Source organism: Streptomyces sp. NPDC002588, assembly GCF_040295925.1.
Taxonomy (GTDB): Bacteria; Actinomycetota; Actinomycetes; order Streptomycetales; family Streptomycetaceae; genus Streptomyces.
In genome coordinates, this window is sequence record NZ_JBEOWF010000001.1 from 322,721 (window position 1) to 348,363 (window position 25,643).

At 72.6% G+C, this 25,643-nt stretch carries 26 protein-coding genes; 8 read left to right on the forward strand and 18 right to left on the reverse strand.

Annotated features, from left to right (window positions below):
• The first annotated feature begins 10 nt into the window (after nt 1-10).
• Nucleotides 11-760 carry an SDR family NAD(P)-dependent oxidoreductase gene (locus tag ABT057_RS01495; RefSeq protein ID WP_352340286.1) on the forward strand — a complete coding sequence of 250 codons (750 nt, stop codon included), beginning with the start codon at nt 11-13 and terminating at the stop codon, nt 758-760.
• On the opposite strand, the gene ABT057_RS01500 is transcribed toward ABT057_RS01495, so the two are convergent.
• The 17 genes from ABT057_RS01500 to ABT057_RS01580 form a co-directional block, all read right to left on the reverse strand.
• Nucleotides 757-1,821, reverse strand: a complete 1,065-nt coding sequence (locus tag ABT057_RS01500) for an MBL fold metallo-hydrolase (RefSeq protein WP_352340288.1) — start codon at nt 1,819-1,821, stop codon at nt 757-759. The two genes, ABT057_RS01495 and ABT057_RS01500, sit on opposite strands and share 4 nt — an antisense overlap.
• A complete protein-coding gene (locus ABT057_RS01505; RefSeq protein ID WP_352340290.1) occupies nt 1,818-3,356 on the reverse strand; it encodes a class I adenylate-forming enzyme family protein in 1,539 nt (512 codons plus the stop codon). Before ABT057_RS01505 ends, ABT057_RS01500 begins: the two co-directional genes overlap by 4 nt.
• Before the next feature lie 57 nt (nt 3,357-3,413).
• Nucleotides 3,414-3,734 carry an EthD family reductase gene (locus ABT057_RS01510; protein WP_352340292.1) on the reverse strand — a complete coding sequence of 107 codons (321 nt, stop codon included), beginning with the start codon at nt 3,732-3,734 and terminating at the stop codon, nt 3,414-3,416.
• 35 nt (nt 3,735-3,769) lie between these two features.
• Complete coding sequence (locus tag ABT057_RS01515) at nt 3,770-4,153, reverse strand: hypothetical protein (protein ID WP_352340294.1); 384 nt, start codon at nt 4,151-4,153, stop codon at nt 3,770-3,772.
• A complete protein-coding gene (locus tag ABT057_RS01520) occupies nt 4,150-4,500 on the reverse strand; it encodes a nuclear transport factor 2 family protein (RefSeq protein ID WP_352340296.1) in 351 nt (116 codons plus the stop codon). Before ABT057_RS01520 ends, ABT057_RS01515 begins: the two co-directional genes overlap by 4 nt.
• A gap of 117 nt (nt 4,501-4,617) precedes the next feature.
• Nucleotides 4,618-5,244 carry a TetR/AcrR family transcriptional regulator gene (locus ABT057_RS01525; RefSeq protein WP_352340298.1) on the reverse strand — a complete coding sequence of 209 codons (627 nt, stop codon included), beginning with the start codon at nt 5,242-5,244 and terminating at the stop codon, nt 4,618-4,620.
• Nucleotides 5,245-5,354: 110 nt separating this feature from the next.
• Entirely contained in the window at nt 5,355-6,191 is an 837-nt protein-coding gene (locus tag ABT057_RS01530; RefSeq protein ID WP_352340300.1) for an enoyl-CoA hydratase/isomerase family protein, read from the reverse strand.
• Nucleotides 6,188-6,958, reverse strand: coding sequence for an SDR family NAD(P)-dependent oxidoreductase (locus ABT057_RS01535; RefSeq protein WP_352340302.1), 771 nt, complete (start codon nt 6,956-6,958; stop codon nt 6,188-6,190). Before ABT057_RS01535 ends, ABT057_RS01530 begins: the two co-directional genes overlap by 4 nt.
• Nucleotides 6,955-7,731 carry an SDR family oxidoreductase gene (locus ABT057_RS01540; RefSeq protein WP_352340304.1) on the reverse strand — a complete coding sequence of 259 codons (777 nt, stop codon included), beginning with the start codon at nt 7,729-7,731 and terminating at the stop codon, nt 6,955-6,957. Before ABT057_RS01540 ends, ABT057_RS01535 begins: the two co-directional genes overlap by 4 nt.
• The gene (locus tag ABT057_RS01545; protein ID WP_352340306.1) at nt 7,728-8,942 is read right to left on the reverse strand and encodes an acyl-CoA dehydrogenase family protein; all 1,215 of its coding nucleotides are present in this window, start codon (nt 8,940-8,942) and stop codon (nt 7,728-7,730) included. Before ABT057_RS01545 ends, ABT057_RS01540 begins: the two co-directional genes overlap by 4 nt.
• A 21-nt stretch (nt 8,943-8,963) precedes the next feature.
• On the reverse strand, nt 8,964-9,932 hold the full coding sequence (locus ABT057_RS01550) for a phosphotransferase family protein (RefSeq protein WP_352340308.1): 969 nt from the start codon (nt 9,930-9,932) through the stop codon (nt 8,964-8,966).
• Complete coding sequence (locus ABT057_RS01555; protein ID WP_352340310.1) at nt 9,929-11,140, reverse strand: acyl-CoA dehydrogenase family protein; 1,212 nt, start codon at nt 11,138-11,140, stop codon at nt 9,929-9,931. Before ABT057_RS01555 ends, ABT057_RS01550 begins: the two co-directional genes overlap by 4 nt.
• A 27-nt stretch (nt 11,141-11,167) precedes the next feature.
• Nucleotides 11,168-12,316, reverse strand: coding sequence for a thiolase family protein (locus ABT057_RS01560; RefSeq protein WP_352340312.1), 1,149 nt, complete (start codon nt 12,314-12,316; stop codon nt 11,168-11,170).
• A complete protein-coding gene (locus ABT057_RS01565; protein ID WP_352340314.1) occupies nt 12,313-12,684 on the reverse strand; it encodes a Zn-ribbon domain-containing OB-fold protein in 372 nt (123 codons plus the stop codon). The genes ABT057_RS01560 and ABT057_RS01565 overlap by 4 nt, the downstream gene beginning before the upstream one ends.
• On the reverse strand, nt 12,669-13,457 hold the full coding sequence (locus tag ABT057_RS01570; RefSeq protein ID WP_352340316.1) for an enoyl-CoA hydratase/isomerase family protein: 789 nt from the start codon (nt 13,455-13,457) through the stop codon (nt 12,669-12,671). The genes ABT057_RS01565 and ABT057_RS01570 overlap by 16 nt, the downstream gene beginning before the upstream one ends.
• 106 nt (nt 13,458-13,563) lie before the next feature.
• A complete protein-coding gene (locus ABT057_RS01575; protein WP_352340318.1) occupies nt 13,564-14,688 on the reverse strand; it encodes an acyl-CoA dehydrogenase family protein in 1,125 nt (374 codons plus the stop codon).
• Nucleotides 14,689-14,699: 11 nt separating this feature from the next.
• The gene (locus tag ABT057_RS01580) at nt 14,700-15,506 is read right to left on the reverse strand and encodes an SDR family NAD(P)-dependent oxidoreductase (RefSeq protein ID WP_352340320.1); all 807 of its coding nucleotides are present in this window, start codon (nt 15,504-15,506) and stop codon (nt 14,700-14,702) included.
• 99 nt (nt 15,507-15,605) lie between these two features.
• Here ABT057_RS01580 and ABT057_RS01585 point away from each other — a divergent pair, with 99 nt between their 5' ends.
• The 7 genes from ABT057_RS01585 to ABT057_RS01615 all read left to right on the forward strand — a co-directional run bounded on the left by ABT057_RS01585 (nt 15,606) and on the right by ABT057_RS01615 (nt 25,177).
• Nucleotides 15,606-16,673 carry an NAD(P)-dependent alcohol dehydrogenase gene (locus ABT057_RS01585; RefSeq protein WP_352340322.1) on the forward strand — a complete coding sequence of 356 codons (1,068 nt, stop codon included), beginning with the start codon at nt 15,606-15,608 and terminating at the stop codon, nt 16,671-16,673.
• Nucleotides 16,674-16,797: 124 nt separating this feature from the next.
• Nucleotides 16,798-18,153 carry an FAD-dependent oxidoreductase gene (locus ABT057_RS01590; RefSeq protein WP_352340324.1) on the forward strand — a complete coding sequence of 452 codons (1,356 nt, stop codon included), beginning with the start codon at nt 16,798-16,800 and terminating at the stop codon, nt 18,151-18,153.
• A gap of 209 nt (nt 18,154-18,362) precedes the next feature.
• On the forward strand, nt 18,363-19,232 hold the full coding sequence (locus ABT057_RS01595; RefSeq protein WP_352340326.1) for a branched-chain amino acid ABC transporter permease: 870 nt from the start codon (nt 18,363-18,365) through the stop codon (nt 19,230-19,232).
• A 12-nt stretch (nt 19,233-19,244) separates the two neighbouring features.
• A complete protein-coding gene (locus ABT057_RS01600) occupies nt 19,245-21,779 on the forward strand; it encodes an ATP-binding cassette domain-containing protein (protein WP_352340328.1) in 2,535 nt (844 codons plus the stop codon).
• A gap of 80 nt (nt 21,780-21,859) precedes the next feature.
• Nucleotides 21,860-23,104: an ABC transporter substrate-binding protein gene (locus ABT057_RS01605; protein ID WP_352340330.1), complete on the forward strand. Its 1,245-nt coding sequence runs from the start codon at nt 21,860-21,862 to the stop codon at nt 23,102-23,104.
• A 44-nt stretch (nt 23,105-23,148) separates the two neighbouring features.
• On the forward strand, nt 23,149-24,345 hold the full coding sequence (locus ABT057_RS01610; protein ID WP_352340332.1) for an MFS transporter: 1,197 nt from the start codon (nt 23,149-23,151) through the stop codon (nt 24,343-24,345).
• A 76-nt stretch (nt 24,346-24,421) separates the two neighbouring features.
• The gene (locus ABT057_RS01615) at nt 24,422-25,177 is read left to right on the forward strand and encodes a maleylpyruvate isomerase family mycothiol-dependent enzyme (protein WP_352340334.1); all 756 of its coding nucleotides are present in this window, start codon (nt 24,422-24,424) and stop codon (nt 25,175-25,177) included.
• Here ABT057_RS01615 and ABT057_RS01620 read toward each other — a convergent pair.
• Complete coding sequence (locus tag ABT057_RS01620; RefSeq protein ID WP_352340336.1) at nt 25,167-25,589, reverse strand: MarR family winged helix-turn-helix transcriptional regulator; 423 nt, start codon at nt 25,587-25,589, stop codon at nt 25,167-25,169. The two genes, ABT057_RS01615 and ABT057_RS01620, sit on opposite strands and share 11 nt — an antisense overlap.
• Between the last annotated feature and the right edge of the window lie 54 nt (nt 25,590-25,643).

Consider the following 25,643-nt stretch of genomic DNA (forward strand, 5'->3'; position numbering starts at 1 on the left):
GGTGGGCGTGATGCAGGCCAGGCTGACCGGCCGGGTGGCCCTGGTGACCGGCGCCACCGGAGGCATCGGCGACGCCGTCGTACGGCGGCTCGCAGCCGAGGGCGCCGCGGTGGTGGTGACCGACGTCGACGCGGAGCGCTGCGAGAAGCTCGCCGAGGAGGTGGGCGGCGGGGCGCTGGGGCTCGCCCTGGACGTCACCGACGAGTCGGCGTGGCAGGCGGTCGTGGAGCGGGTGACGGCCGGGCCGGGAGCGCTGAACGTGCTGGTGAACAACGCCGGGATCGCCGCCATGAACACCGTCGAGACGGAGACCCAGGAGACCTGGGAGCGGGTGATCGGGGTCACTCAGACCGGCGTCTGGCTCGGTATGAAGCACGGCGGTGCGGCCATCGAGCGCTCCGGCGGCGGCTCGGTGGTCAACGTGGCGTCGATCTTCGGAACGGTCGGCGGCTTCGGCGCCCAGTTCTCCTACCACGCCGCCAAGGGGGCGGTACGCCTCATGACGAAGAACGCCGCGCTGCACTGGGCGCAGCGCGGCGTGCGGGTCAACTCCCTGCATCCCGGATTCATCGAGACGCCGCGCTCCCGTGAACTGTGGCGCGACACGCCCCGGTTGACCGCGATGCTCGAGGGCACTCCGCTCGGCCGGCTGGGGACGCCCGAGGAGGTCGCGGCGGCGGTGGCGTTCCTCGCCTCCGACGACGCGAGCTTCATGACCGGCTCGGAGCTGTACGTCGACGGAGGCTGGACGGCGCGCTAGCCGGTGGCGGCGGTGGTGGCGGCGTAGAGGTCGACGCCGCCGTCCGACCGGGTGCGCCGGGCCCGGCCGCGGGCCACCAGCACGTCCAGGTGAGCGACGGTCTCGTTGACGGCGAGCATCTGGTTGAAGGCGTTCAGGTCGGCGAAGGGCAGCTTGCGCCGGGTCCAGCCCAGCTCCCCCGCCACCGCGTGGGCGTCGAGCGTACGGTCGCCGAGGACGGCGAGCGTCTCGGCGAGCCGGTCGTCGTGGTGGGCGAGCAGCTCGCCGACCCGGGCGTGCACGCTGTCGCCGACCGGGCCGTGCGCGGGCAGCAGCCGGGCGTCCGAGAGGGTCGTCATCAGGCGCAGCGAGTCCAGGTAGTCACCCAACGGCAGTGCGGTCGGACCCAGTTCGAAGCCGATGGACGGGGTGATGTGCGGCAGGACGTGGTCCCCGGAGAACAGCAGCCCCCGCGCACGGTCCAGGTACACGACATGCCCCCGGGTGTGCCCCGGTGTCGGGATCACCGTCAACTCTGCGTCGCCGAAGCGGAGTTCCTCCGCGTTCAGCCAGCGGTCGGGGGCCTCCCACACGCTCGGGTCGAAATCGCCGTGGTCCATCGCGGCCACCCGCTCGGCGAGTTCGTGCGCGCCGGCCCGCAGCAGGATCTCCAGGGAGCCGGCCGGCTGGGTCGTGCGCAGCGAGCCGAGCAGTTCCAGGCCGCGCCGTTCGCCCGAGCCGAGGTAGACCCGCGAGCCGAGCAGCCGGCGCAGCTCGACGGCCTGGGTGTAGTGGTCGCGGTGGATGTGGGTGACCAGGACGTGGCTGATCGCGCCGAGGTCGTGGCCGAGGTCGCCCAGCGCGTCCTCCAGCGCCTTGCGCGACTCGGGGATCGACCACCCGCCGTCGATCAGCACCAGCCCCTCCGCCAGGCCTTCCAGCGCGTAGACGTTGACGGCCCGCAGACCGTCGTCCGGCAGCGGGAGCGGGATGCGGTGGACACCGGGTCGTACGGTCTCCGCGCCCGCGTCCGCCCACCGGCCGCGGTCGAAGCGGGGGGTGCGGGTCGTGGGGGTGCTCATGTGTCTCCTTGCCGGTGCGGTTGCCGGGCCGGCTCCGAGCCGAGCCGGGCGTGCAGTTCGTGGGCGAGCCTGCGGGCTCCGGAGCGGTCGAGCTTGCCCACCCTCGTCTGCGGCAACTCGTCGACGGAGAAGGCGAATTCGGGCCACTTGGCCTTGGAGAGGCCGGTGCGGTCGAGGTGTTCGGTGAGCTCCTGGAGACCGAGCCGGTCGTGTCCGTCCTCGGCGACCACGAGCACGGCGGCCCGTTCGCCGAGCAGCGGGTCCGGCAGGGGTACCACACAGGCCCGGGCGATGCCCGGGTGGGCGGCGACGGCGCGTTCGATCTCGGTGATGTCGAGGTTGCGGCCGCCACGGATGATGACGTCCTTCTCCCGGCCCATGACGGTGACCGTGCCGTCGTCGCCGGTCGTCAGCAGGTCCCCGGTGGGGAAGAAGCCGTCCGGGGTGAGGGCGGGCGGCTCGACCTTGCCGTCACGGGCGTAGCCCAGGAAGAGGGAGGGCCCGCGGACCTCGGCCCGGCCCGTCCGGCCGGCGCCGAGGACGGTGCCGTCGGGGGCGACCGCGCGCAACTCGGTGCCGGGGAAGGGGCGTCCGTCGCGGCCGAGGCGGATCTCCTCGGGGTCGTCGGGCCGCGGCGAGGTGTGCCCGAGGCACTCGGACATGCCGAAGACCCGCAGGATCCGGGTGCCGAGGGAGCGTTCGGCGCGGGCGAGGGCGCCGCGGTCCATGGGCCCGCCGCCGACGGTGATGGAGCGGACTCCCTCGAGGACACGCGATCCGGCCGCCGCCGAGCCCATCTGCAGTGCCATGGTGGGCACGCACATGGTCCACCGCACGTCGTGCGCGGACATCCGCGCCGGCGCCTCCTCGCGGTCCCACCGGCCGCTCAGGACGAGCGGGCCGCCGAGCATGAGCGCCATGCAGACGCCGAAGCAGTACGCGGCGGTCGAGGAGAGGGGCACGATCGCGGCCACCGCGTCGCCCTCGCGCAGGCCGTTGACGTCGGCGGTGCACGAGCACGCGTACCGCAGTGCGCTCTCGGACTGGACGACGCCCTTGGGCCGCCCGGTGGAACCGGAGGTCAGCCCGATGAGCGAGCCGCCGGACCAGCGGGAGACGTCTCGCGGGCCGGGGCCGGCGAGTACCGTCCAGCCGGCGAGGGCCTCGGCCTTCCGAGCGTCCGGCACGCCCTCGGGCGCCCGCCACTCCTCGACCGCCGACGGTTCGGCGATCACCACGTCGGGGCGGATGTCCTCCAGCGCCGCCGCGAACTCCGCCCGGGTGGTGTGCCGGCTGACCAGCGCCAGGACGCCGCCGGTCATCCCCACGGCGAGGGTCGCGGCGACGGTGCGCCAGCCGTTGTCGGCCTGGAGCAGGACGGTCCCGCCGGGTGTCCCGTCCGGTGTCATGGCGTCGGCCAGGCCGGCCGCACTCTCCAGCAGCTCGCGCGCGCCGTGCCGGCCGTGGTCGTCGACGACGGCCGTGAAGTCGGCTCTCTCGGCGCGTTCCTGGAACTCCCGCACTGTCTGTCGCATCCGCCTCTTCCTCGCCTCACCGCGACCGACCGGTGGATCGGCCGGCGCGCTTCTCCGTCAGCCGGCGTACAGCTCCGCCTCGCCGCCCATGACGGCGATCCGCCGCCCCCGCATGTCGCCCACCTGGGCGACCGCGGCCGCCCACTCGGGGCTGTCCAGCGCCTTCCGCAGGTCCTCGGCGCTGTCGAAGCCCAGGACGGAGACGCCGTCCCAGCCCTCGGAGCGCGGTTCGAGGGCCGTGTCGATGTCGGTGTGCCGCCAGGACCGCAGTCCGGGCAGTCTGCACGTGAGTTCGGCGTGTTCGCCGCGCCACCAGTCGATGAACCGCTCGTGCGTCCACTCGGGCGGGCGGGCGGCCAGCAGGACCAGGTTGTACATCGCGCCCTCCTCGGGCTCTCGGGCTCTCGGGCTTCTCAGGTGAACAGCAGTGCGGGCGAGCGTCCGATGAGCAGCCGCCGTACCCGGCCGGTGCCGTCGAGCCGGGCGCTCGCCACGAAGGTCGCCTCCGGTTCGCCGGAGCGGCGCACTTCGCCGAGGAACAGTTCGTCCGGCCCGGCGGCGGACGCGGTGAGCAGGTGGTGGGTGCGCACGCCCACCTCGCGCTGGGCGAGATAGCCCTCCATCTCGGCCCGGCCGCCGTGGAAGTCGGTCGCGCCGTCGCCGCCGGTGGAGAACAGGATGGAGAACGAGAAGTCGTCGCTGATCAGGTCGAGGATCCGGTCGGCGTCGTCGCTGTCGAGGATTGCGAACCAGTTGCTGAGGAACGGGGCGGTGGCGGAGGGGGCGGGCGCGGTCACGGCCGGTCCACGAGGTCGAAGTCGGTGGTGAAGAAGGACTGGTAACGGGCCATCAGCCCGTGGGGCGAGACCTGCGCCGCGGACAGGAACGCCCCCGTGGTCACGCCCTTCTCGACCACGAAGCCGTACGCCGTCTCGACGTCGCCGTCGACCGCGTACCGCTTGATCTCGTGCGTACGGTCCACCGCCTGGCGCCCGGCTATGTACGCGGCGAACTCCTCGCGCGACTGTCCGCTGCGCCGGCCGCCCGGCAGGGCGATGAGGAAACGGAAACCGGGTTCCACCAACTCCAGGGCCTTCTCCGGGTCCTGGCCGTCCATCCGGGCCATGTATTCGCGAAGCACCATCGCTGATCGCTCTCCCTCGCCACCACGAACTCGACATCATTAAGTAACCTGAGTTCAGTTCAGTTTGACTCTAGGACGGCCGCCCCGCCCCCGACAAGAGGCCGGACGGGGCCCGTCCTATTCGGCGACCATGCGCACCACGCATCCCTCGATCATCGCGCTGATCTCCGGAAGCGGGATGGCCCCGGTCGGCCGGTACCAGCGCCAGACGCTCACGATCATGCCGAGTACGGCCAGGCCGAGGGTGTGGGCGTCGCGTACCGGGAAGGAGCCCCTGGACATGCCGCGCATCAGGAGGTTCGTCCAGTCCCGCTCGACCATCTGCACCAGCTGGCGGGCCGCGACGCGCTCGGTCTCCTCCCGCTTGGACTTGCGGGGGGTCGCCAGCAGGGACATGTTGGCCTGCAGGATGCGCATCTGGCGGATCTCCTGCTCGGAGACCGCGAAGGCCGAGCGGACCGCCGCGCGGACTTCCTCGACCGGATCCGTCTCGTCGGCCGTGGCCTCGACGAACATGTCGTGGGACCGCTGGAGCTCCAGGCGCATGATGGTGAGCAGGCAGTGGGCCTTGGACTCGAAGTAGTGGTAGAGGGCGGTCTGCCCGATGCCGACCCGGTCGGCGACCTCGGACCACTTGGTGCTCTCGTAGCCGTCCTCGCCGAACCGCTCCACCGCGGCCACGAGGATGGCCGCCCGCTTCGACCTGGGCCCCTCCTCCGGATCCACGATCCGCGCCCTTGCCATCGCCGCTCCCTCTGCTCCACGGCCGGTTCCGATCACCGGCCGGTCGTCCGAGAGTAGACCCAAGTTCAGGTCGGCTCCGAATCCAGGGGCCGCCCGCGCGGCCTCGCGGTTCACGGCCGGGCCGCCTGCCGGAGGTCGGGAGGTCGGCGAGTGACCGACTCGGGCCGTCGGTGCGCGAAGAACTCGGGTCTCCGTCCGGCGAGGAACGCGGCCACGCCCTCCCGCCCCTCCGCGGACACCGCGGCCTCGGCCAGCCGACGGGCCTCGGCGTCGAGCTGTTCGTGCAGCCCTGCCGACATCGCCGCGGCGACCAGCCGCCGGGTCGCCCCGTACGCCCCGGTCGCCCCGCGCGCCAGCGCCCTCGCGGCCCCCGCGGCCTCCTCCCGGAGCCTCGGCGGCGGCACGACCCTGCTCACGAGCCCGATCTCCAGCGCCTCGGCGGCGGTCACCCGGCGGTTGGTGAGGAGCAGGTCCAGCGCCCGCTTGGGGCCGGCCAGGCGGGGCAGCAGCCAGCTCACGCCGGCGTCCGGCGAGTACCCGATCCCGGTGTACGCCGCCGTGAAGCCGGCGTCCTCGGCGGCGAAGCCGAGGTCGGCGGCCATGGCGAGCCCCAGTCCGGCCCCCGCCACCGCGCCCTGCACGGCGGCCACGAGCGGCGCGTCGAGACCGGCGAAGATCTTCAGCGCTCCGTGCAGTGCGTCGGTGACCTCGGTCAGATGCCCGGCGAGCCACTCCCCGGAGAGCCCGCCGAACTCCTTCAGGTCACCGCCCACGCAGAAGGACGGCCCCCGCCCGGTCAGCAGTACGGCCCGCGCCCCGGCCCGCTCGCACTCCCGCGCCGCGTCCAGCAGCTCCCGGGCCGTCGCGAGGTCGATCGCGTTGCCCGATCCCCGGCACAGCTCGACGTGGGCGACGCCGTCGCCGTCGGCCTCGACCGTGACCCTCATCGCGCCGTCCATCCGCCGTCCACGGTGAGCACCTGGCCCGTGCAGTACGAGGAGGCGTCCGCGGCCAGGTAGAGCAGTGCTCCGTCCAGCTCGTCCGGACGGCCGCCCCGGCCGAGCATCGTGCCGCGCTCCACCCAGCGCCGTGAGCGCTCGTCGGCGAAGAGTCCGTCGGTCATCTCGGAGCGGAACCACCCGGGGGCGAGGGCGTTGACCCGCACCCCGCTCCTCCCCCACTGTCCGGCCAGCTCACGGGTCAGCCCGACGAGCCCGGCCTTGGAGGCGGCGTAGGCCGCGCCCCCGAGCGGGGCGCCGGACACCAGCCCGAGCACGGACGACACGTTCACCACCGATCTCGTCCGGTCATGACCGGACGGTGTCTCGGCCAGCAGCCGGGCGAGGTGGAAGGGCGCCACCAGGTTCACGGCCAGGACGTCCGCGAAGTCACCCGGGCTCTCGTCCTGCGCCCGGACGGCTCCGGGCGCCCCGGCGTTGTTGACCAGCACGTCGAAGCCTCCGCCGTGCTCCACCACGGTCTCGACCAGCCCCACCCGGTCCTCCTCCCGGGAGACGTCGCACACGACCGGATGGACGCGCGGGTCGCCGTCGGCCAGTTCCTTCAGCCGGTCCGCTCTACGGGCCGCCGCGAACACCGTGGCCCCGGCGGCGGCGAGGACGGTGACGAACCGGGCGCCGAGACCGGACGAGGCCCCGGTGACCACGGCGACCCTGTCCCGCAGCGAGAACAGATCCGCGACCGGGGCGCTCATCCGTCCACCCCGATCGGCAGCGCGGTCGCCCCGCCGTCCAGGACGAGCGTCTGACCGGTCATCCACGAGGAGGCCTCGGACGCCAGGAACACCGCCGCGTGCGCCACGTCCTCCACCGTGCCCAGCCTGCGCAGCGGGAGCTTCGCGGTGAGGATCGGCTCCCTCGGCTCCCACACGGCCCTGGCGAGTTCGGTCTTGATCAGACCGGGCGCGATGGCGTTCACCCTTGCGTGCGGCCCGAGTTCGTACGCGAGTTGCCGGGTCATGTGGAGCATGGCCGCCTTCGTGGCGTTGTACCAGCCGATGTTCGGATCGACGACCAGCCCGCCGACGGAGGCGATGTTCACGACGGCTCCCCCGTGTTCCCGCATCCACGCCCGCCAGGCGTACCGCGTCCAGACGATCATGCCGTACTGGTTGACCTGGACCGTCTTCTGCGCGCGCGGCGGGTCGAGGTCGAGGAGCGGGCCCATGTAGGGGTTGGTGGCGGCGTTGTTGACCAGGACGTCGAGCCGGCCGAACCGGGCCATGGTCTCCGCGACACACCGCTCGGCGTCTTGTGGCTCCCCCGCGTGGGCGACCACTTCGTGGACCTCGCCGTCGCCCTTGACGCGCAGCAACTCCTCGCGGGCGGCGGTGAGTCCGTCCGGCTTACGGGCGGCGATCACCACATGGGCGCCCGCCTCCCGGTACGCCCTGGCTATGCCGAGGCCGATGCCCCGCGAGCCGCCGGTCACGACGGCGACCCGTCCGTCCAGCACCTGTCCGTTCACGCCGACACCTCCGGGTACTTGGCGAGTTCGCGCCGCGCCACCGTCCGCAGATGCACCTCGTCGGGGCCGTCCGCGATCCGCAGCGCCCGGGTGATCGCGTACAGCCGCGCCAGTACGGTGTCGTCGCTGACGCCCGCGGCGCCGTGCGCCTGGACCGCCCGGTCGACCACCCGGTGGGCCACCTCCAGCGCGGCCACCTTGATCGCGGCGACTTCGGTACGGGCGGCCGCGTTGCCCGAGGTGTCCATCAGCCAGGCCGACTTCAGGACCAGCAGCCGCAGTTGCTCGATCTCGATCCGACTGCGGGCGATCCACTCACGGACGACGCCCTGTTCGGCGAGCGGTCCTCCGAACGCGGTACGGGTCAGGGTCCGACGGCACATCAGCTCAAGGGCCCGTTCGGCGAATCCGACCGCGCGCATGGCGTAGTGCATACGTCCGGGTCCCAAGCGCCCCTGGGCCAGGGCGAATCCCTCTCCCTCGCCGCCGAGCAGCGCGGAGACCGGCACGCGGACGTCCTCGAAGAGCACGTCACCGTGTCCGCAGCGGTCGGTGTAGCCGAACATCGGCAGGTCGCGCAGGACCGTGATGCCGGGTGTGTCGCGGGGGACGAGCAGCATGCTCTGCTGCCGGTAGGCGGGCGCCTCCGGATCGGTGACGCCCATCAGGATGATCAGCCTGCAGTCGGGGTCGAGGATCCCCGACGTGTACCACTTGTGACCGTTGACGACGTACTCGTCGCCGTCCCGGGTGATCCGGGTACGGATGTTGCGGGCGTCGGAACTGGCCACCTCGGGCTCGGTCATGGCGAAGCACGAGCGGATCTCGGCGGACAGCAGCGGCCGCAGCCAGCGGTCCTGCTGATCCGGTGTGCCGAAGAGGGCGAGCAGTTCCATGTTGCCGGTGTCGGGGGCCGAGCAGTTGAACACCTCGGGGCCGAAGACGGACCGTCCGGCCAGTTCGGCGAGCGGAGCATATTCGAGGTTGGTGAGGCCGGCGCCCAGGTCGCCGTGCGCGAGGAACAGGTTCCACAGGCCTTCGGCGCGCGCCTTCTCCTTCAACTCGCGCAGGACCGGAGGCAGTTCGTGGGAGTTCTCGGCTTCGGCGAGCTGCCGGTCGTAGACGGGCTCGGCGGGCAGGACGTACTCCTCCATGAACGCGGCCATCCGCGTGCGGAGTTCGTCGGCCCTCGGGGAGAGTCCGAAATCCATGGTGGCGCTCCTTCAGTGCCGTCAGGGCCGTCGGGCGAGAATGTCGCCTGCCGTGCGGATCATCGCCGCGATGGTCGGCGGCAGCCGCTCCTGGTCGGGGTCGTGATGCCTGCCCTCGCGGTGGCGGCGCAGGTTGTGGCCCATGATCGCGGCCATCTTGGTGCGGGCCAGTGCGCGGAACCAGTCGAGTGCGGGGGGTTCGGGCCGCCCGTCGAGGTAGGCGGCGAGCAGTTCCTCCTCGGCGGGCAGGCCGGGGACGGCACGGCCCAGCCGGGGGAAGTTGCGGTGGTCGGCGAAGAGGAGGAACCACGCGAGGTCGATGCGCGGATCGCCGTACGCCCAGATCTCCCAGTCGACGACGGCGGCCGGCCGCTCGCCCTGGCAGAGGACGTTGCCGAGGCGGAAGTCGCCGTGGGTGAGGGTGGGGGGCACACTGGCGGGGAGGCCTGCGGCGAGGGCGCTCAGCAGGTCCTCGGCCCCGGGGCGGAGTTCGGTCGGCACGGCCCGCATGGTGCGGGTCCATCGGTCCAGCTCCCCCGCCGGATCGAGGGGTTCGGCGGGCTCTGCCGCCGCCCCATGGAGATCCCGGAGCACGCCGGCCAGGGCCAGCATCCGGGTCCGGCACAGCACGGGATCGAGACGGTGCTCGTCGAGGACCGGCTCGATCGCCTCGCCGTCCACGAACTCCATGGCGAACCAGGCCGGTTCGTCTTCGTCCACGGTGACGAGGCCCGGCACCGGCACGGGTGAGCCGGTGAGCGCGCGCAGAACCCGGGCCTGGCGGAGCACGTCGTTGCGGCCGATGGGGCGCTGCCCCGGCGGCACCGCCTTGACGACGTACGAGACTTGGCCCGCCGTGATCGAGTAGGTGAGGCCCGAATGACCGCCGGGCAGAGTGCGCAGGTCACCGACGGGTTCGCCGGGATGTCGCCCGGCGAGCCGTTCCCGGACCCGGCGCGTGAGTTCTCCCGTCTCGGTCGTCGTACTCAACTCGCTGCTCCTTTCGGTTCCTTGGGCAGCCGGAGCACGCGCTCCGCGAGGATGTTGTGCTGGATCTCGTCGCTGCCTCCGGCGATGCGGTAGCCGGGGGCGCCGAGCAGGTGCTCGGTCCAGGCGAACGTGCCCCACTCCCCCGTGTCGGCGGCCAGGCGCGGCCCGAGAAGCTGCTGCACGAGGTCGGTGGTGGCGCGCATGGTGGCCGTGGCGTGGAGCTTGCCGACCGAGGCCTCGGCGCCCGGCTCGCGGCCGGCCGCCAGGGCCGCCGTCACGCGCAGTCCGATCAGCCGCTGGACGAGGGCGCGGACGTACAGCTCGGCCGCCTGCTGTTGCTCCGCGCCGGTGAGCGGGCGGGGCAGCCGCCGGGCGAGGTCGAGGGCGCGCTCGGCGTTGTCCAGGCCCAGGCCTCCGGAGTCCAGGCGTTCTGCGGCGAGCACGGTGAGGGTCACCCGCCAGCCGTCGCCGACGGGCCCGAGCCGGTCGGTGTCCGGTACGAGGACGTCGTCCAGATAGACCTCGTTGAAGCTGGAGCCGCCGGTCATCTGCCTGATGGGCCGTACGGTCACGCCCGGCGCGTCCATGCGGACCAGGAAGACGGTGATGCCCGCGTGCCTGGGGGCTTCCGGGTCGGTGCGGCAGACGGCGACGCCCCAGGTGGCGACGCGGGCGCCGGACGTCCAGACCTTGTGGCCGCGCAGGCGCCAGCCGTCGTCCTCCCGTACCGCTGGGGTGCGGACGGCGGCGAGGTCGGAGCCCGCCTCGGTCTCGGAGAACAGCTGGCAGGCGAGTTCGTCGGTGCGGAGCATGGGGCGCAGCCAGCGGAGCTTCTGCTCCTCGGTTCCCCAGATACGGACGGCGGGGGCGACGAGCTGCTGAGTGACCGGGAAGACCTCGGTGCGCCGTGGCACGTCGAAGGCGGCCTCTTCGGCGCGGTACAACTGCTCGTAGTACGAGGGCAGTTCACGCCCCCCGTACTCGGGCGGCCAGCCGAGCGCGCCCCAGCCCTGGTCGTACCGGGTGCGTTCCCAGTCCCTGATGCGCTCGGTGTGTGCGCGTTCCTCGGTCTCGGTCCAGTTCTCGAAGACGGCCACCGAGTCGTCGCCGCGGCCCCATTCCTGGTCCGCGGCACGCTCTTTCGCCACGCCGGCCAGCCAGTCGCGGGCCTCGGCGCGGAACTCGGCGGGCTCGGGAATGCCGCTCATGGTGCCTCCAACTCGGGCGCGGCCGGCTCAGCGGGTCAGCACGGTGCAGGCGCTGACGCCCGGCGCCCCGTACACATGGGTGAAGCCGGCGGCCGGCTCGCCCGGCACCTGACGCTCACCCGCCCGGCCACGCAACTGCTGTACGACTTCGTGGACTTGACGCAGACCCGAGGCTCCGACGGGCTCACCGTTGGCGATGCAGCCGCCGTCGGTGTTGACCGGCAGCGAGCCGCCGATTCCGGTCGCCCCGGACGGGATCAGCGACTCCTGTTCGCCGTGTTCGCAGAACCCGCACTCGGCCATGTGCATCACCTCCGCGCCGCTCTCGGTGTCCTGCAGCTGGCACAGGTCGATGTCGCCGGGCCCCAGTCCGGCTTCCTCGAAGGCGTGCCGCGCGGCGTCCGCGCTCACGCTCGTCGGCGTCCCGGGCGGCGCCCAGGGGCTGAACACCTCGAAGGAACCGAACCGCCGGGTCCGTACGACGGCCGCCCGCAGTGCGACCGGCGTCCCGCCGAGTTCGCGGGCCACCGCCCGGCTGCACAGGACCAGGGCCACCGCGCCCTGGCCCGGAGAGCAGAACATGTACCGGGTCAGGGGGTCGTTGACCATGCCGGATGCCAGGATCTCGGCCGCGTCGAGCGGTTTGCGGCGCCAGGCGTGGGGGGTGAGCACTCCGTTCGCGTAGGCCTTCTCGGCGACCTGGGCGAGCGTGCGCGGGCTGATGCCGTGCTCGTGCATGTACCGCTGGATCTTCATGGCGAAGAACTGCGTGGTGACCATGAGCCCGTCGCGGCCGTAGGCCTCGTCGAGCCCCCAGTCGGCGGGGCGCGGGTCGAAGGCACCGCGCGGGTGCTTGTCGAAGCCGACGGCGAGGGCCACGTCCGCCGCCCCGGACCGGATCGCGCCGACGGCCGACACCAGCGCGCTGCCACCGGTCGCGCAGCCGTTGCGCACGTTGATGAACGGCACACCCGTCAGGCCGAGTTCGGCGACCAGGGTGTCGGCGTTGCCGGCGGCGTCGCTGCCGCCGTACGCGGCCCGTACCCGCGACCACGGCAGTCCGGCGTCGGCGAGGGCGGCCCGCACGGCTTGTACTGCGAGTTGCCGGCCGCTCGCGTCGGTCCGGGCGAAGGAGGTGATGCCGACGCCGCAGACGAGTACGTCCTCGCCGCTCATACGGCGGCTCCCCTCGCCCTCGGCACACCGTTCCCCGACGTGACGGTGAGCGGCATGCCGATCTCCACGTCCTCGGGCCGGACGTCGAGGGCCGCCAGCACGCGTACGCCTTCCGGCAGTTCGACGTATCCGACGGTGAACGGCGTGAATCCGGCGGTGGGCGGGACGTACGGCGGTGACTTGGGCGCGTATCGCTGCACGGTCCAGGTCCACAGCGTGCCCGTACCGGAGAGCACGACCGGTTCGGCCGGTCCCCCGCAGCGCGGGCACGCCGGGCCGGCGGGATAGGTGGCCACCGCGCAGTCGGCGCACCGGGAGCCGCGCAGCGGGCTCCCGGTCTCCGCCGTGGCGCTCAGCGGCCCTTCCACTGCGGCTCCCGCTTCTCCAGGAACGCCGCGACGCCCTCCGCCGCGTCCTCGGAGTTCAGCATCACGCCGACCGCGAGGTGCTCCATGACCATCAGCGACTGGATGTCGGCGTCGAGGCTCCGGTCGATGGTCATCTTGGTGATCCACATGGTGAACGGGCTCTTGTCGACGAGCTGGTCGGCGAACTCCTCGACGGTGGCGTCGAGTTTGTCGGCGGGCGCCGAGGAATTGATGAGGCCGAAGTCGGCGGCCTCGACGCCGGTCAGCAGCTTGCCGGTGAGCATCAGCTCCTTGGTCTTGCGGACGCCGATCATGCGCGGGACGCGGTAGATCGGCCCGGCCCCGCCGAACAGGGCGCGGCGGATGTGGAAGTCGCCGATCAGGGCGTCGTCCGCGGCGATCGCGAAGTCGCAGGAGATCATCAGCTCGAAGCCGCCCGCGGTGACGTGGCCCTCGAGGACGGCGATCGACGGGGTCTTCATCGAGTAGAGCCGGTCGCAGACCTTCGCCGAGAGCACGGCGACGTCGATGGCGTTGGACCTGCCGACGAACTCGGCCTGGAGGCTGTCCAGGTCGAACCCGGAGCAGAAGGTGTTGCCGCGTCCGCGCAGGATCAGCACGCGGAGCTCGGGGTCCGCGTCGACCTCGGTGATGATCTCGTCCAGCCGGTCGAGGATCGCCACGGTCACGCAGTTCTTCTTGTGCGGGCGGTTCAGCCAGACCCGCGCGACATGACCGTCCCGCTCGAACTGGATCTCGTCTTCGACTGCCATGAGAACTCCTTCAACCTGAACTGAATTCAGTACGATTCTGCGGGCGGTGGTTGCCCCTGTCAATGGATCGGGCGGCAGTTGCGGGGAAGCGGTGGCCGGGAAGCGGTCAGCCGGAGAGGCCGAGCAGACGGGCCAGGCGCAGGCGGTGGTCGTCGCCCGTGCCGAAGAGCGCCTCGTCCGCCCGCGCCCGACGCAGGTAGAGGTGGGCCGGATGTTCCCAGGTGAAGCCGATTCCGCCATGGAGCTGGACGTATTCCGCGGTGGCCAGACGGTAGGCGGCGGTGCACGCGACGGCCGCGGCGCTCGCGGCGACCGGCAGGTCCGGCGTTTCCGCGGCCAGGCAGACGCTCGCGTACGCCGAAGCCGATCGGGCCCCCTCGAGCTCGACGAGCAGGTCGGCCAGCCGGTGCTTCACCGCCTGGAACGACCCGATGGGGCGACCGAACTGAGTTCGGTGAGAAACATACTCCAGGGTCGCGTCCAGGGCGTGCGCGCTGCCGCCGACGTGCTCGGCGGCCAGCGCCGCCCGCCCGGCGTCGAGTACGGCGGCGACGACGACCGGTGCCTGCCCGGCCTCGCCGACCGGCTCGGCCGCGGCGCCCCTGAAGCGGACGAGCGCTTGCCGGCGGGTCGGGTCGAGGACACGGCGGTCCGCGCGGTCGCAGGTCGCGTCGTCCGGCGCGCAGGCGAACAACCGCTCCCCGTCCGGCGCCCGGGCCGCGACCAGCAGCAGACCGGCACCCGCGCCGTCCGGCACGAAGTCGGCCTCGCCCCGCAGCACCCAGCCGTCCGGACCGCGCTCGGCCGTCACCTCCGCCCGGTGCGCGAACCCGGCGACGGTGGCCGTGAGCGCGCCGGAGGCGATACCGGGCAGCCAGCGCTCGCAGGCCCCCCGGTCGCCGCTGCCCAGCAGGGTCCGCCCCGCCAGTACGACGGTCGGCAGCAGCGGGGCGGGGCACAGCGCGCGCCCCGTCTCCTCCAGCGCGACGGCGAGTTCGGCGAAGGTGTATCCGGCCCCGCCGTACTCCTCGGGCAGGTCGAGCCCGTGCACGCCGATCTCGGCGGCGAGCCGGTCCCAGAGCGTCCGGTCGTGGCCGCGCGGGCTCCCGGCCTGCTCGCGGACCTCCTCGGGCCCGCATGTCTCGGCGAGCAGGTCCCTCAGAACCGCTCGTAGTTGGCGCTGCTCCTCGGTCTCCAGCAGCAGCGCGGGATCGGCGTCGAGCCGGAACATTCGCATCTCCCTCACACTGTGAACCGCCCGCCGTTCGCGAGCAGCACCGCCCCCACCAGATTCGCCGCCTCGTCACTCGCCAGGAACAGAGCGATGTCGGCGATCTCCTCCGGTGTGGCGTACGGACGTGCCCCCGGACCGGCGAACCCCTGCCGCAGCGCCGCGGGCGTCCGTGCCGCCATGCCCGTCTCCGTCGGCCCGGGCGCCACGGTGTTGACGCGGACGCCGAACGCGATCGCCTCCTTGGCGACGGCCTGGCTCAGCGCGTGCACCCCCGCCTTCGACGCCGCGTAGTGCGGATAACCGGCCAGGGTGTCGAAGGCCGAGGAGGAGCCGACGGTGACGACGGCGCCCCGACGACGGGGAACCATGACCCGCAGGGCGGCACGCAGGACGTGGAAGGTGCCGTCGAGATTGACTCGCAGGACCCGCCGCCAGGCGTCGTCCCCCAGCCTTCCGGTCACCTCGACCGGCCGGCCGGCGAGCACCGCCCCGGCGATCCACTCCTTGGCCGTGGGGTCGTCGACCCCGGCCGCGTGCACCACCACGTCCAGCCGCCCGCGTACCCGCACGGCCTCGTCGAAGGCCCGGTCGACCTGGGCGGGGTCCGCGACATCCACGGTCAGCGCGTGCGCGCCGGGCAGTTCCTTCGCGACGGCCGCGACCGCCGCGCCGTCGATGTCCGCGGCGAACACCTCCGCGCCCTGTGCGGCGAACCGCCGGGCGACCGCCGCGCCGATGCCGGAACCGGCGCCGGTGACCAGTGCGACATGTCCGTCGAAACGCCCCGCCCGCCCGTTGTCCTTCTCGTCGCCCATGCCGGGTCACCGCCCCACTCGACTCACCGAACCGACTTGCCGACCTGACCTACCGAACACACTTACTGAACTGACTTCATTTTTGCTACCGTCCCACACATGTCAACAGCCAGGACGAGAGCGGTCCGACTGACCCGCTGGGGCGGCCCACCGGTCCTCACCGAGGTGGCCCGGCCCGCGCCGACGGGCGAGGAAGTGCTGGTCCAGGTGGAGGCGGCCGGACTGTGCCGCTCGGACCTCCATGTCATCGACGCCCGGCCGGGCGCCCTCCCCTACCGGACTCCGTTCACGCTCGGTCACGAGATCGCGGGCCGGGTGGTGGAGCGCGGCCCGCGGGCCGCGGGGCCGGCGGTCGGCGAGCGCGTGGTGGTGTACGGGCCGTGGGGCTGCGGGCGGTGCGCCAGATGCGGCGCGGGCGCGGAGAACTACTGCGACCGGCGGGCGGTCCTCGACCGGGACCGGGCCGGCACGGGAGCGGGACTCGGACGCGACGGCGGGATGGCCGACGTGGTGCTCGTCCCGTCGGGGCGGCTGCTGGTACCGGTGGGCGACCTGGCCGCGGACCAGGCGGCGCCGCTGACGGACGCCGGGCTCACCGCGCACCACGCCGTGCACACCGCCGCGCGCTCCCTCGCCGACGGCTCGAACGTGGTCGTGCTCGGGGTGGGCGGGCTGGGGCATCTCGCCGTCCGGATCCTGCGGGCCACGACGCCCGCGCGGGTGCTGGCCGTGGACGTGCGGGAGGGGGCGCTCGCCCTCGCCGAGGAGTGCGGCGCGCACTTCGGCACGCTTCTGCGGCCCGACACCGCGGAGGTCCTCCGCGGCCGGACGGACGGGGCGGGGGCGGACGTCGTGCTCGACTTCGTCGGCGGCCCGTCCAGCCTGGAGCTCGCGGTCGCCGTGCTGCGCGCGGGCGGGGAACTCGCCGTCGTCGGGAGCGGAGGCGGGGAAGTGGCCGTCCGCAAGCCCGGCGCGCTCCCGCCGGGGACGCGGGTCTCGTTGCCCTTCTGGGGGACCCTCCCCGAGCTGGAGCGGGTCGTCGCGCTCGCCCGCGAGGGCGCCCTGCGGGTGGAGACCGAGACTTTCGCGCTGTCGAGTGCGCCGGAGGCGATCGAGAGGCTGCGCGCCGGCGCCGTACGGGGCCGGGCGGTTCTCGTCCCTGACTGATCGAGCGGCCGGCAAGGCTCGAAACCGTACGGGCGCAGTCCGTGTCAACCGACCCCTCGACTACAGAAGTGAGTTCAATTAGCTTCTGATTCCATTGGACGACGTGAAGGCGGTGGAGCCGGCCATGGGTGCGGACGCAGTGGACCTGCTGGTGATAGGCGGCGGCATGGCGGGCCTCTCGGCGGCCGCCCGGGTGGCCGCCGAGGGCGGCTCGGTGGTGCTGGTGGAGAAGGCGGAACGCACCGGCGGTTCCGCCCGCTTCGCCGGTTTCGTGTGGAGCGCCCCGACCGTCGAGGAGTTGCGCCGGGTCAACCCGGACGGCGAACCGGAGCTGGCCGCGGCCCTGATCGACGGATTCGCGGAGGGCGTGGAGTGGATCCGGTCGCTCGGCGTGGAATGCAGGCCGCCGGTACCGGTGCTGGGCTTCGGCCGCGGACACCAGGTCGACACCAACCACTACCTCGACACATGCGAGCGGCTGATCCGCGACCGGGGCCAGGAAGTGCTGACCGGCACCTGGACCCGTACCCTCCTGACGGAGGACGGCAGGGTGACCGGCGCGGAGTGCCTCCTCCCGGACGGCTCCCCGCGCCGGATCGAGGCCGCCTGGACGCTGCTCGCCACCGGCGGTTTCCAGGGCGACCCGCGGCTTCGCGCCGAGCACCTGCACCCCCAGGCCGAGCACGTCGGGCTGCGGGCGAACCCGCACAGCCGGGGCGACGGGCTGGCGCTGGGCCGGGCCGCGGGAGGGGCGTTCGGCAAGAAGGACGCGGGGTTCTACGGACACCTGATGCCGGCGGGCGTCTCCCTGGCCGACCCTGCGCGCTTCGTCGACCTCGCGCTCTACTACAGCGAGCACGCGCTGCTGTTCGACACGACGGGCGAGCGCTTCGTCGACGAGACCGTGGGGGACCATCTGACCACCATGGCCCTGCTGGAACGGCCCGGCGCCCGCGGCCTGCTGGTGGCGGACGCGCGCGTGCACCGGGAGTGGATCAGCGCGTCGTACGTCGAGGGCATCCCCGGCGTCGACAAGTTCCAGCTGTGCCATCGCGCGGGTGCCCGCAGCGCGGTGGCGGACAGTCTGGCGGACTTCGAATCGATGCCCGAGGAATGGGGCTTCCCCGGCGCCACGATCCGGGACCGCATCGAGGAGTTCAACGCGACCGTGGGCGCGGGCGGCACCACGGAGCCGGGGCGGCTGCTCGACTCGCGGCCACTGGACGAACCGCCCTTCTACGTCATCGAGACCGCCCCGGCCGTCACCTTCACCTTCGGCGGTCTGCTGATCGACGCCGGGGCCCACGTCGTCCCCGCCGAGGGGCGTGGCACGATCCCCGGCCTGCTGGCGGCCGGCGCCGACGCGGGTGGCCTGTACCGGCGCGCCTACGCGGGCGGCCTCGCCCCGGCGCTGGTGTTCGGCCTGGCCGCGGCGCGCACCGCGCTCACCGGGACCCGGCCGGCCGCCCTCGGACGCTGACCTCACCCGGACGCCCGGCACAAATCCCGTGCACGAGTCTTGCCCGCCCGGCGCCGCAGTGCCTAGCGTACTGAATTGAGTTCACTTTAACTCCGTCTTGCGTGATGTGACCGCGCCGCCCGCAGGTGTGGCGCGAACGCGCTCTTCTCCGAGCTTCCGAGCTTCTCCCAACTTCTCCGAACTTCACCGAACTTCCCGAGGGAGGGACTGTGAGTCAGTTCCTGCTTGTCCTGGTCAGCGGTGTGGCCAGTGGAGCCGTCTACGGCCTCATCGGTCTCGGGCTGGTCATCATCTACCGGGCCACGGACGTCGTGAACTTCGCGATGGCGTCCCTCGCGACCCTGGGCCTCTATGTGGCGGTCTCGCTGCACGACCGCGGTGTGGCGACGGTGCTCGGCCTGCTCGCGGCGGTCGCGGTGACCGTCGCGGCGGGCCTGCTGGTGCGCGAGACGGTGATCAGACCGCTGGGCCAGGGTCAGCTGTTCTCCGCGCTCGTCGTGACCATGGGCGTCTCACTGGTGGCCGAGAGCCTGGCCGGTTCGGTCTGGGGCGACCAGCCGAAGGCCTTCCCCAGCCTGGTCGACGGGACGGTGCGCTGGTCGGGCGCCGCCGTGCCGGTGCAGAGTCTGGTGACGATCGGCGTGGCCGCGGTGGCCATGGCGCTGGTGGGCTATCTGTTCTCGCGCACCACGCTGGGCTCCGCGATGCGCGCCGCGGCCGAGTCGGCCGAGACGGCCCGGATCGTCGGTCTGGGCGCGCAGCGTCTCGCCCGGATCTCCTGGGCGCTCGGCCTGGGGCTCGCCGCGCTCGCCTCCTGCCTCTACGCGCCGCGGTCCGGGCTGGTGCCGACAGCGCTCACCGCACCGCTGTTCCGGGCCTTCGCCGGGATCTTCCTGGGCGGTCTGACCAGCATGTACGGCGCGGTCGTCGGCGGGCTGGCCATCGGTGTCCTGGACAACCTGGCGGCTAACTACGTCTCCGCGAGCTTCCGGGACACGTTCGTGTTCTCGTTCACCGTGCTGGTGCTGCTGATCCGCCCGCAGGGCATGTTCGGCACCCGCACCTTCCAGCGGGTCTGAGGGGTCGCATTCATGGTCTTCAACCGTTCCCTCCTGGCCAGGGCCGCCCTGGGGCCGGCCGCCGGCGCGGTGCTCATGACGTTCATGGCGGCAGGCGCGATCCCGGCGTACCAGATGTACTCGGTGGCGCTGGCGGCCGTGTACACGATCGTCGTGCTGTCGGTCGGCCTGCTCGCCGGCTGGTCCGGCATCTGGTCGGTGGGCCACCCCGCGTTCTTCGCGATCGGCGCCTACTTCGCCGCGTACGGCAGCGGCCACGGCTGGACTCTGGAGGCGGTGGTCCTCGGGGCCGTCGCCGCCGGAGGCGCCCTGGGTGCCTTCCTCGGGTACGCGGGCGCCAGGTTCTCGGTGCTCTACATCGCCCTGCTGACGCTCGCCTTCACCACGGTGACGCTGGAGCTGGTCAACCGCTGGAGCAGCGTGACCGGTGGCGACCAGGGGGTTCCCGTCCTCCAGTTGCGCAGCGCGCTGGGCCTCGGCACCTTCTTCGGCGGCGGCACCGAGCCGCAGTACCTCGCGGTGGGGGCCGCCGCCGTGGTCCTGGCCCTGGCCGTGCCGGCCCGCGCCTCGGGACTGCGGATGCGACTGGTGGCCGCCAAGTCGCATCCCATGGCGGCCCGTACGGTCGGTATCGCGCCGGAGGCCCAGTCGTCGCTGTCGTTCGCGGTGAGCGGCGCGTGCACGAGCTTCGCGGGCGTGCTGCTCGGGCTGATCACCGGATTCGTCAGCCCGGACCCGTTCTCGCTCTCCTTCGGCATCTCGCTGATCGCGGCGTGCGTGCTCGGCGGGGTGGGAACCATCCTCGGCGCCGTGGCCGGCGGCGTCTATCTGACCTGGAGCCCCTCCCTGTCGTCCGCCGTCGGGCTGGAGCAGCCGGTGGTGCAGGGCATCGTGCTGGTCGGAATCCTGCTCTTCCTGCCCGGCGGAGTCGTCCCCTTCCTCGACGCGCCCGCGCGGAGTCTGCTGCGGCGTGTGCGGGGCCGGCGGGACGCCGCACCCGTACCGACCCCCGAGCCGTCGGCGGACCTCACGCCGGCACAGCCCGCATCCGCATCCGGGGGTGCCGTCCTCCTGCGTCTGGAGCACGTCTCCGTCGCGTACGGCGGCCTCAAGGCCCTGGAGGATGCCTCGCTGACCGTGCGACGGGACGAGGTGCTGGCCGTCATCGGGCCCAACGGGGCGGGAAAGACGACGCTGTTGAACGCCCTGTCGGGGCTGACCGGAAACGGCCGGGTCAGCGGGACCGCCGACTTCGCCGGCCGGCCGCTGCTGAAGGCCAGGGCGACCGCGCGACGGCGGCTGGGCATCGGCCGTACCTTCCAGCACGCGGAGCTGTTCTCCGAACTCACCGTCGCCGAGAACGTGTTGTGCACGCGCCGCTGGATAACGGCCCGGGACCGGGCCGACGTGGCGGGGCTGTTGCGGTCCGTCGGTCTCGCCGACGTGGCGGACCGCCGCCCCGCGGAGCTGCCGTTCGGCCTGCAGAAGCGCCTCGACCTCGCCCGGGCGATCGCCGAGAAGCCGCGCCTGCTGATCCTGGACGAGCCGTTCGGCGGTCTCGACGCGGGTGAACGGGCGCTGCTGGCCCAGCACATCAGGCGCCTGCACGCGGACGGCACCGCCGTGGTGGTCATCGACCATGTGCTCGACGACCTCTTCTCCGTCGCCGACCGGGTCCTCGCGTTCGACTTCGGCCGCACCATAGGCGACGGCACCCCCGACACCGTTCTCGACGATCCCAAGGTGCGCTCGTCCTACCTGGGGACGGTCGGCGGCCGGGCCCGGCTGCCCGAGCGCGCGAACGAGCGGAGCATGATCCGTCTGCGCGGGATCGGCCACTCGTACGGCGGTGTGGTCGCCCTGCGGGACGTGGACCTGGACGTCCGCCAGGGAACCGTGCTGGGTGTCGCCGGTGCCAACGGCGCGGGCAAGAGCACGCTGGCCGGCATCCTGCACGGCACTCTCCGGCCGGCCCGCGGTGACCGGGAGCCGGCCGGAGTCGTCCGCACGAGTCTGGCGCCCGAGGGCCGCGCGCTGTTCAAGACGCTGACCCTGCGGGAGAACCTCGAGGTCGCGGCGTACGCCGCCGGCATCACCGGTGCGGCCCTGCGGGAGCGGCTGGCGGAAACGACGGAGTGGCTGCCGGTGCGGCTGCGCGACCGGATGTCCGCCTCCGCCGCCGGACTCTCGGGCGGCGAGCAGCAGATGCTCGCCATCGCCCGGGCCCTGATCGTCGAGCCGGATGTCCTGATCGTGGACGAACCGGCGCTCGGCCTGGCCCCGGCCCTGGTCGACGAGGTCTACGACCGCCTCGTCGGACTGACCCACGACGGGCTGACGGTGGTCCTCCTGGAGCAGCTGCTCAGCCGGGCCCTGTCCGTCTGCCACGAGGTGGCGGTGCTGCACGAAGGCGTCGTGGCCGCTCAGGGGCGGCCGGACGACCCGGCGTTCGCGGCCCTCGCGGAAGCCGCCTACTTCGGCGGCACGCCGACAACGGCCGTCGACACCGCGGTGATCACCGCTCGGACTTCCCAAGTGAACCAGTGAACCAGCGAACCGATCGATCTGAAGAGCCACGTACCGAAGAGCCACGTACCGAAGAACCATTGCAACGAACGAGGTGGAGCGTGTTCCGGACAGTCAGAACGACCAGGACCGTCAGAACGACCAGAAGGGCGGGCGGACTTCGCCGCGCCACGGGAGCCGTCGCGGTCCTCGCGGCGCTGTCACTCACCGCGGCCGCCTGCGCGGGCGAGTCCGCGCAGGCCGGCTCGGGCGGTGGGTCCGAGATCCACATCGGCGCGTGGCTCCCCCTCACCGGCGCCACCGCCACATACGGAGTGCCGGAGAAAGCGGGTGCCGACGCGTACTTCAAGATGCTCAACGCCCAGGGCGGCATCAACGGACGCAAGATCAAGTGGACCGTCAAGGACAACGCGGCCGACCCGCAGCAGACGGTACAGATCGCACGTGAACTGATCGGTCAGGACAAGGTCGTGGCCATCGTGAACGCGAACGGCACCGCCCAGGCGGAGGCGGCCTTCCCGTTCGTCCTCAACCAGTCCAAGGTGCCGGTCCTCAACGAGGTGGGCGGCACCGAGTCCTGGTACCAGCCGCCGCGCCCCGGCCTGTTCGGCACCCAGACCCTCTACGAGGACCAGGCCGCGGCGGTCGCCGCCTGGGCGGTGCAGGACGGCGCCAAGAAGATCCTCGTCGTGCACAGCGATCCGGCCGCGTTCGTGAACGTGGCCAAGCAGGTGGAGCCCGTCGCGAAGAAGGTCGACCCGTCGGTCGAGGTCGACCGGCTGCCGGTCAAGTACCAGACCACCGACTACACACCCGTGATCAGCAAGGTGAAGGCCGCCGGGCCTGACGCGGTGGTCGTGATCCTCACCTCCCCCGAGGCGGCCGCCTTCCTCAAGGAGGCCAAGCTCCAGGGGCTCTCCCTGCCCACCTACGCCTACGCGCCGGTCGCCGCCGAGTCGACGATCGCGCTGGCCAAGGATGCCGCCGAGGGTCTCAAGGCCGTACAGCTGGTGAAGGCGCCCTCGGACACGGACCCCGCGGTGAAGGAGTACCGCACCGCGATGGCGAAGTACGAGCCCGGTCAGGACGCGGGATTCCTGGCCCTGTGGGGGTGGAGCAACGCGAAGGTGTTCGCCGAGATCGCAAAGACGATCAAGGGCAGCGTCACGGCCCAGTCCCTCACCGCGGCGTACCAGAAGGCGTCCAAGGTGGATCCGGGGGTGTCGCCGGTGATGAGCTTCAGCGCGAGCAGCCACCTCGGCACGAGAAGCGTGCAGAGAGTCGTCGTGAAGAACGGCGTCTGGACCTCCGTCGGCGACTTCTACACGCCCCCGGCCCGCCGCTGAGTCACACCCTTGCTCCGGTGGGGGCGCGCACCTAGCCTGAGTTTGTGCCGTCGATAAACAAATCCCGAGCGCACACCGTCCCAGCCGCCACCCCCCTCACCCCGCTCCGTGTCGCCCTGACCGCCTTCTTCGCCCTCGACGGCTTCGTCTTCGCCGGCTGGGTCGTGCGCATCCCGGCCATCAAGGAGCAGACGGACGCCTCCGCCGGCACCCTGGGCCTGGCCCTTCTCGGTGTCTCCGCCGGAGCGGTCGTCACCATGACCCTCACCGGACGGCTCTGCCGCCGCCACGGCAGCCATCCGGTCACGGTCGTCTGCGCCGTCCTGCTCTCCCTCACCGTCACCCTGCCCCCGCTCACCCACTCCCCCCTCGCCCTCGGCGCCGTGCTCCTGCTCTTCGGCGCGGCCTACGGCGGGATCAACGTGGCCTTCAACAGTGCCGCCGTCGACCTGGTGGCGGCACTGCGCAGGCCGATCATGCCCACCTTCCACGCGGCCTTCAGCCTGGGCGGCATGATCGGCGCCGGGCTCGGCGGGCTGGTCGCGGGATCCCTCTCCCCCACCCTCCATCTGCTCGGTCTCGGGATCGTGGGCCTGGCCGTGACCGCGCTCGCGGGACCGACGCTGCTTCGGCATCCGCCGCCCGCCACCGTGAGGACACCGCCGACCGCCGCCGATCCGGTCTCCCGCCGTCTCGCACCCCGCACCCGCCGTGCAGTCGTGGTCTTCGGCCTCATCGCCCTGTGCACGGCCTACGGCGAGGGCGCCCTCGCCGACTGGGGCGCGCTCCACCTCCGACAGGACCTGAAGGCCTCCGCCGGGGCCGCCGCCCTCGGCTACTCCTGCTTCGCGCTGGCCATGACCGTCGGCCGGCTGACCGGCACCACCCTCCTCGAACGGCTCGGCCGCACCCGCACGGTGGTGACCGGCGGCACCGTGGCGGCGGCCGGGATGCTGCTCGGCTCCCTCGCCCCCGCCCTGTGGGCGGCGCTGCTGGGCTACCTGGTCACCGGGCTCGGCCTGGCCAACCTCTTCCCGGTGGCCGTGGAGCGCGCGGGCACCCTGGCCGGTCCGAGCGGGGTCGCCGTCGCCTCCACGTTCGGCTACGGCGGGATGCTGCTCGGACCGCCCGCCATCGGCTTCCTGGCCGAGTGGCTCTCCCTGTCCACCGCCCTGACCAGCGTGGCCGTCCTGGCCGCGGCGGCCGCGCTGATCGGCTTCGGCACGCGGGGGACAGCCTGAGACGAAGAACGTCACGACGTACTTCCCGAAGAAAATCGCGGCCCCCGACCGTACTCCATCCGGCAGACTCACCCTCATGGAGATTGCCGAGTTCATCCACATCCTCGACCGGGAGGGCCGGGCCCTGGCCGACGCGGCGGCCGCAGCGGGCGTCGACGCCGAGGTGCCGACCTGTCCGGACTGGCGGGTCCGGGACCTGGTGCGCCACACGGGCACGGTGCACCGCTGGGCGAGGTCGTTCGTGGCCGAGGGCCGTACGACGCCCCGTCCGGTCGACGGCCTGCCCGACCTCGACGGCGCCGAGCTGCTGGACTGGTTCCGCGAGGGACACCGTCTGCTCGTCGAGACCCTCGGCGCCGCCCCGCCCGACCTGGAGTGCTGGCAGTTCCTGCCCGCCCCGTCGCCGCTCACGTTCTGGGCGCGGAGGCAGGCGCACGAGACGGCCGTGCACCGCGTGGACGCCGAGTCGGCGCTGAAGCGGTCACCCGAGGCGTTCGCCGAGGATCTGCCCGCCGCCTTCGGGGCGGACGGCATCGACGAACTGCTGACCGGCATGCACAAACGGGCCAAGAGCAGGGTACGCACCGAGGAGCCCCGGGTACTGCGGGTGCGGGCGACGGATCCGGCGGGGGACGCCGTGTGGACCGTACGGCTGTCCGCGGAGCCGCCCGTGACGGAGCGGAACGCCGACGGGGAGGCGGACTGCGAGTTCTCCGGACCCGCCGCGCCGCTCTACCTGGCGTTGTGGAACCGGCTGCCGTTCCCCGCCGTCACCGGGGACACGGCGCTCGCGACGCTGTGGCGGGAGAAGTCCCCCGTCGTCATGGGCTGAGGTCCGACCGGACCAGCATGCGCGTCAACACCGCGCGCTGCACCGGCAGTACGTCGCCGTGCAGCGCGCGCCCCTTGCCCGTGAGCGCCACCCGGACACCCCGGCGGTCCTCGGCACACATGCCGCGTTCGACGAGGCCGTCCTTCTCGAGGCGGGCGATCAGCCGGGACAGCGCGCTCTGACTGAGGTGGACCCGCTCGGCGATCTCCTGGACGCGGTAACTGCACGAACCGTCCGGCGCGCCCGGCTCGGCCAGCACCTCCAGCACCTCGAAGTCACTGGCGCACAGCCCGTGCCGGTGCAGAGCCCGGTCGAGTTCGCACTGGGTCCGGGCATGCAGCGCGAGCATGTCCCGCCACTGCTCGACCAGCGCCCGCTCGGTTCTCTCCGCCTCGCCCTTCATCGCCGCCATGGCCCGCACCGTAGCAGAGGGACGAGATTATTGCATCGGAATTTAATGCGCTTG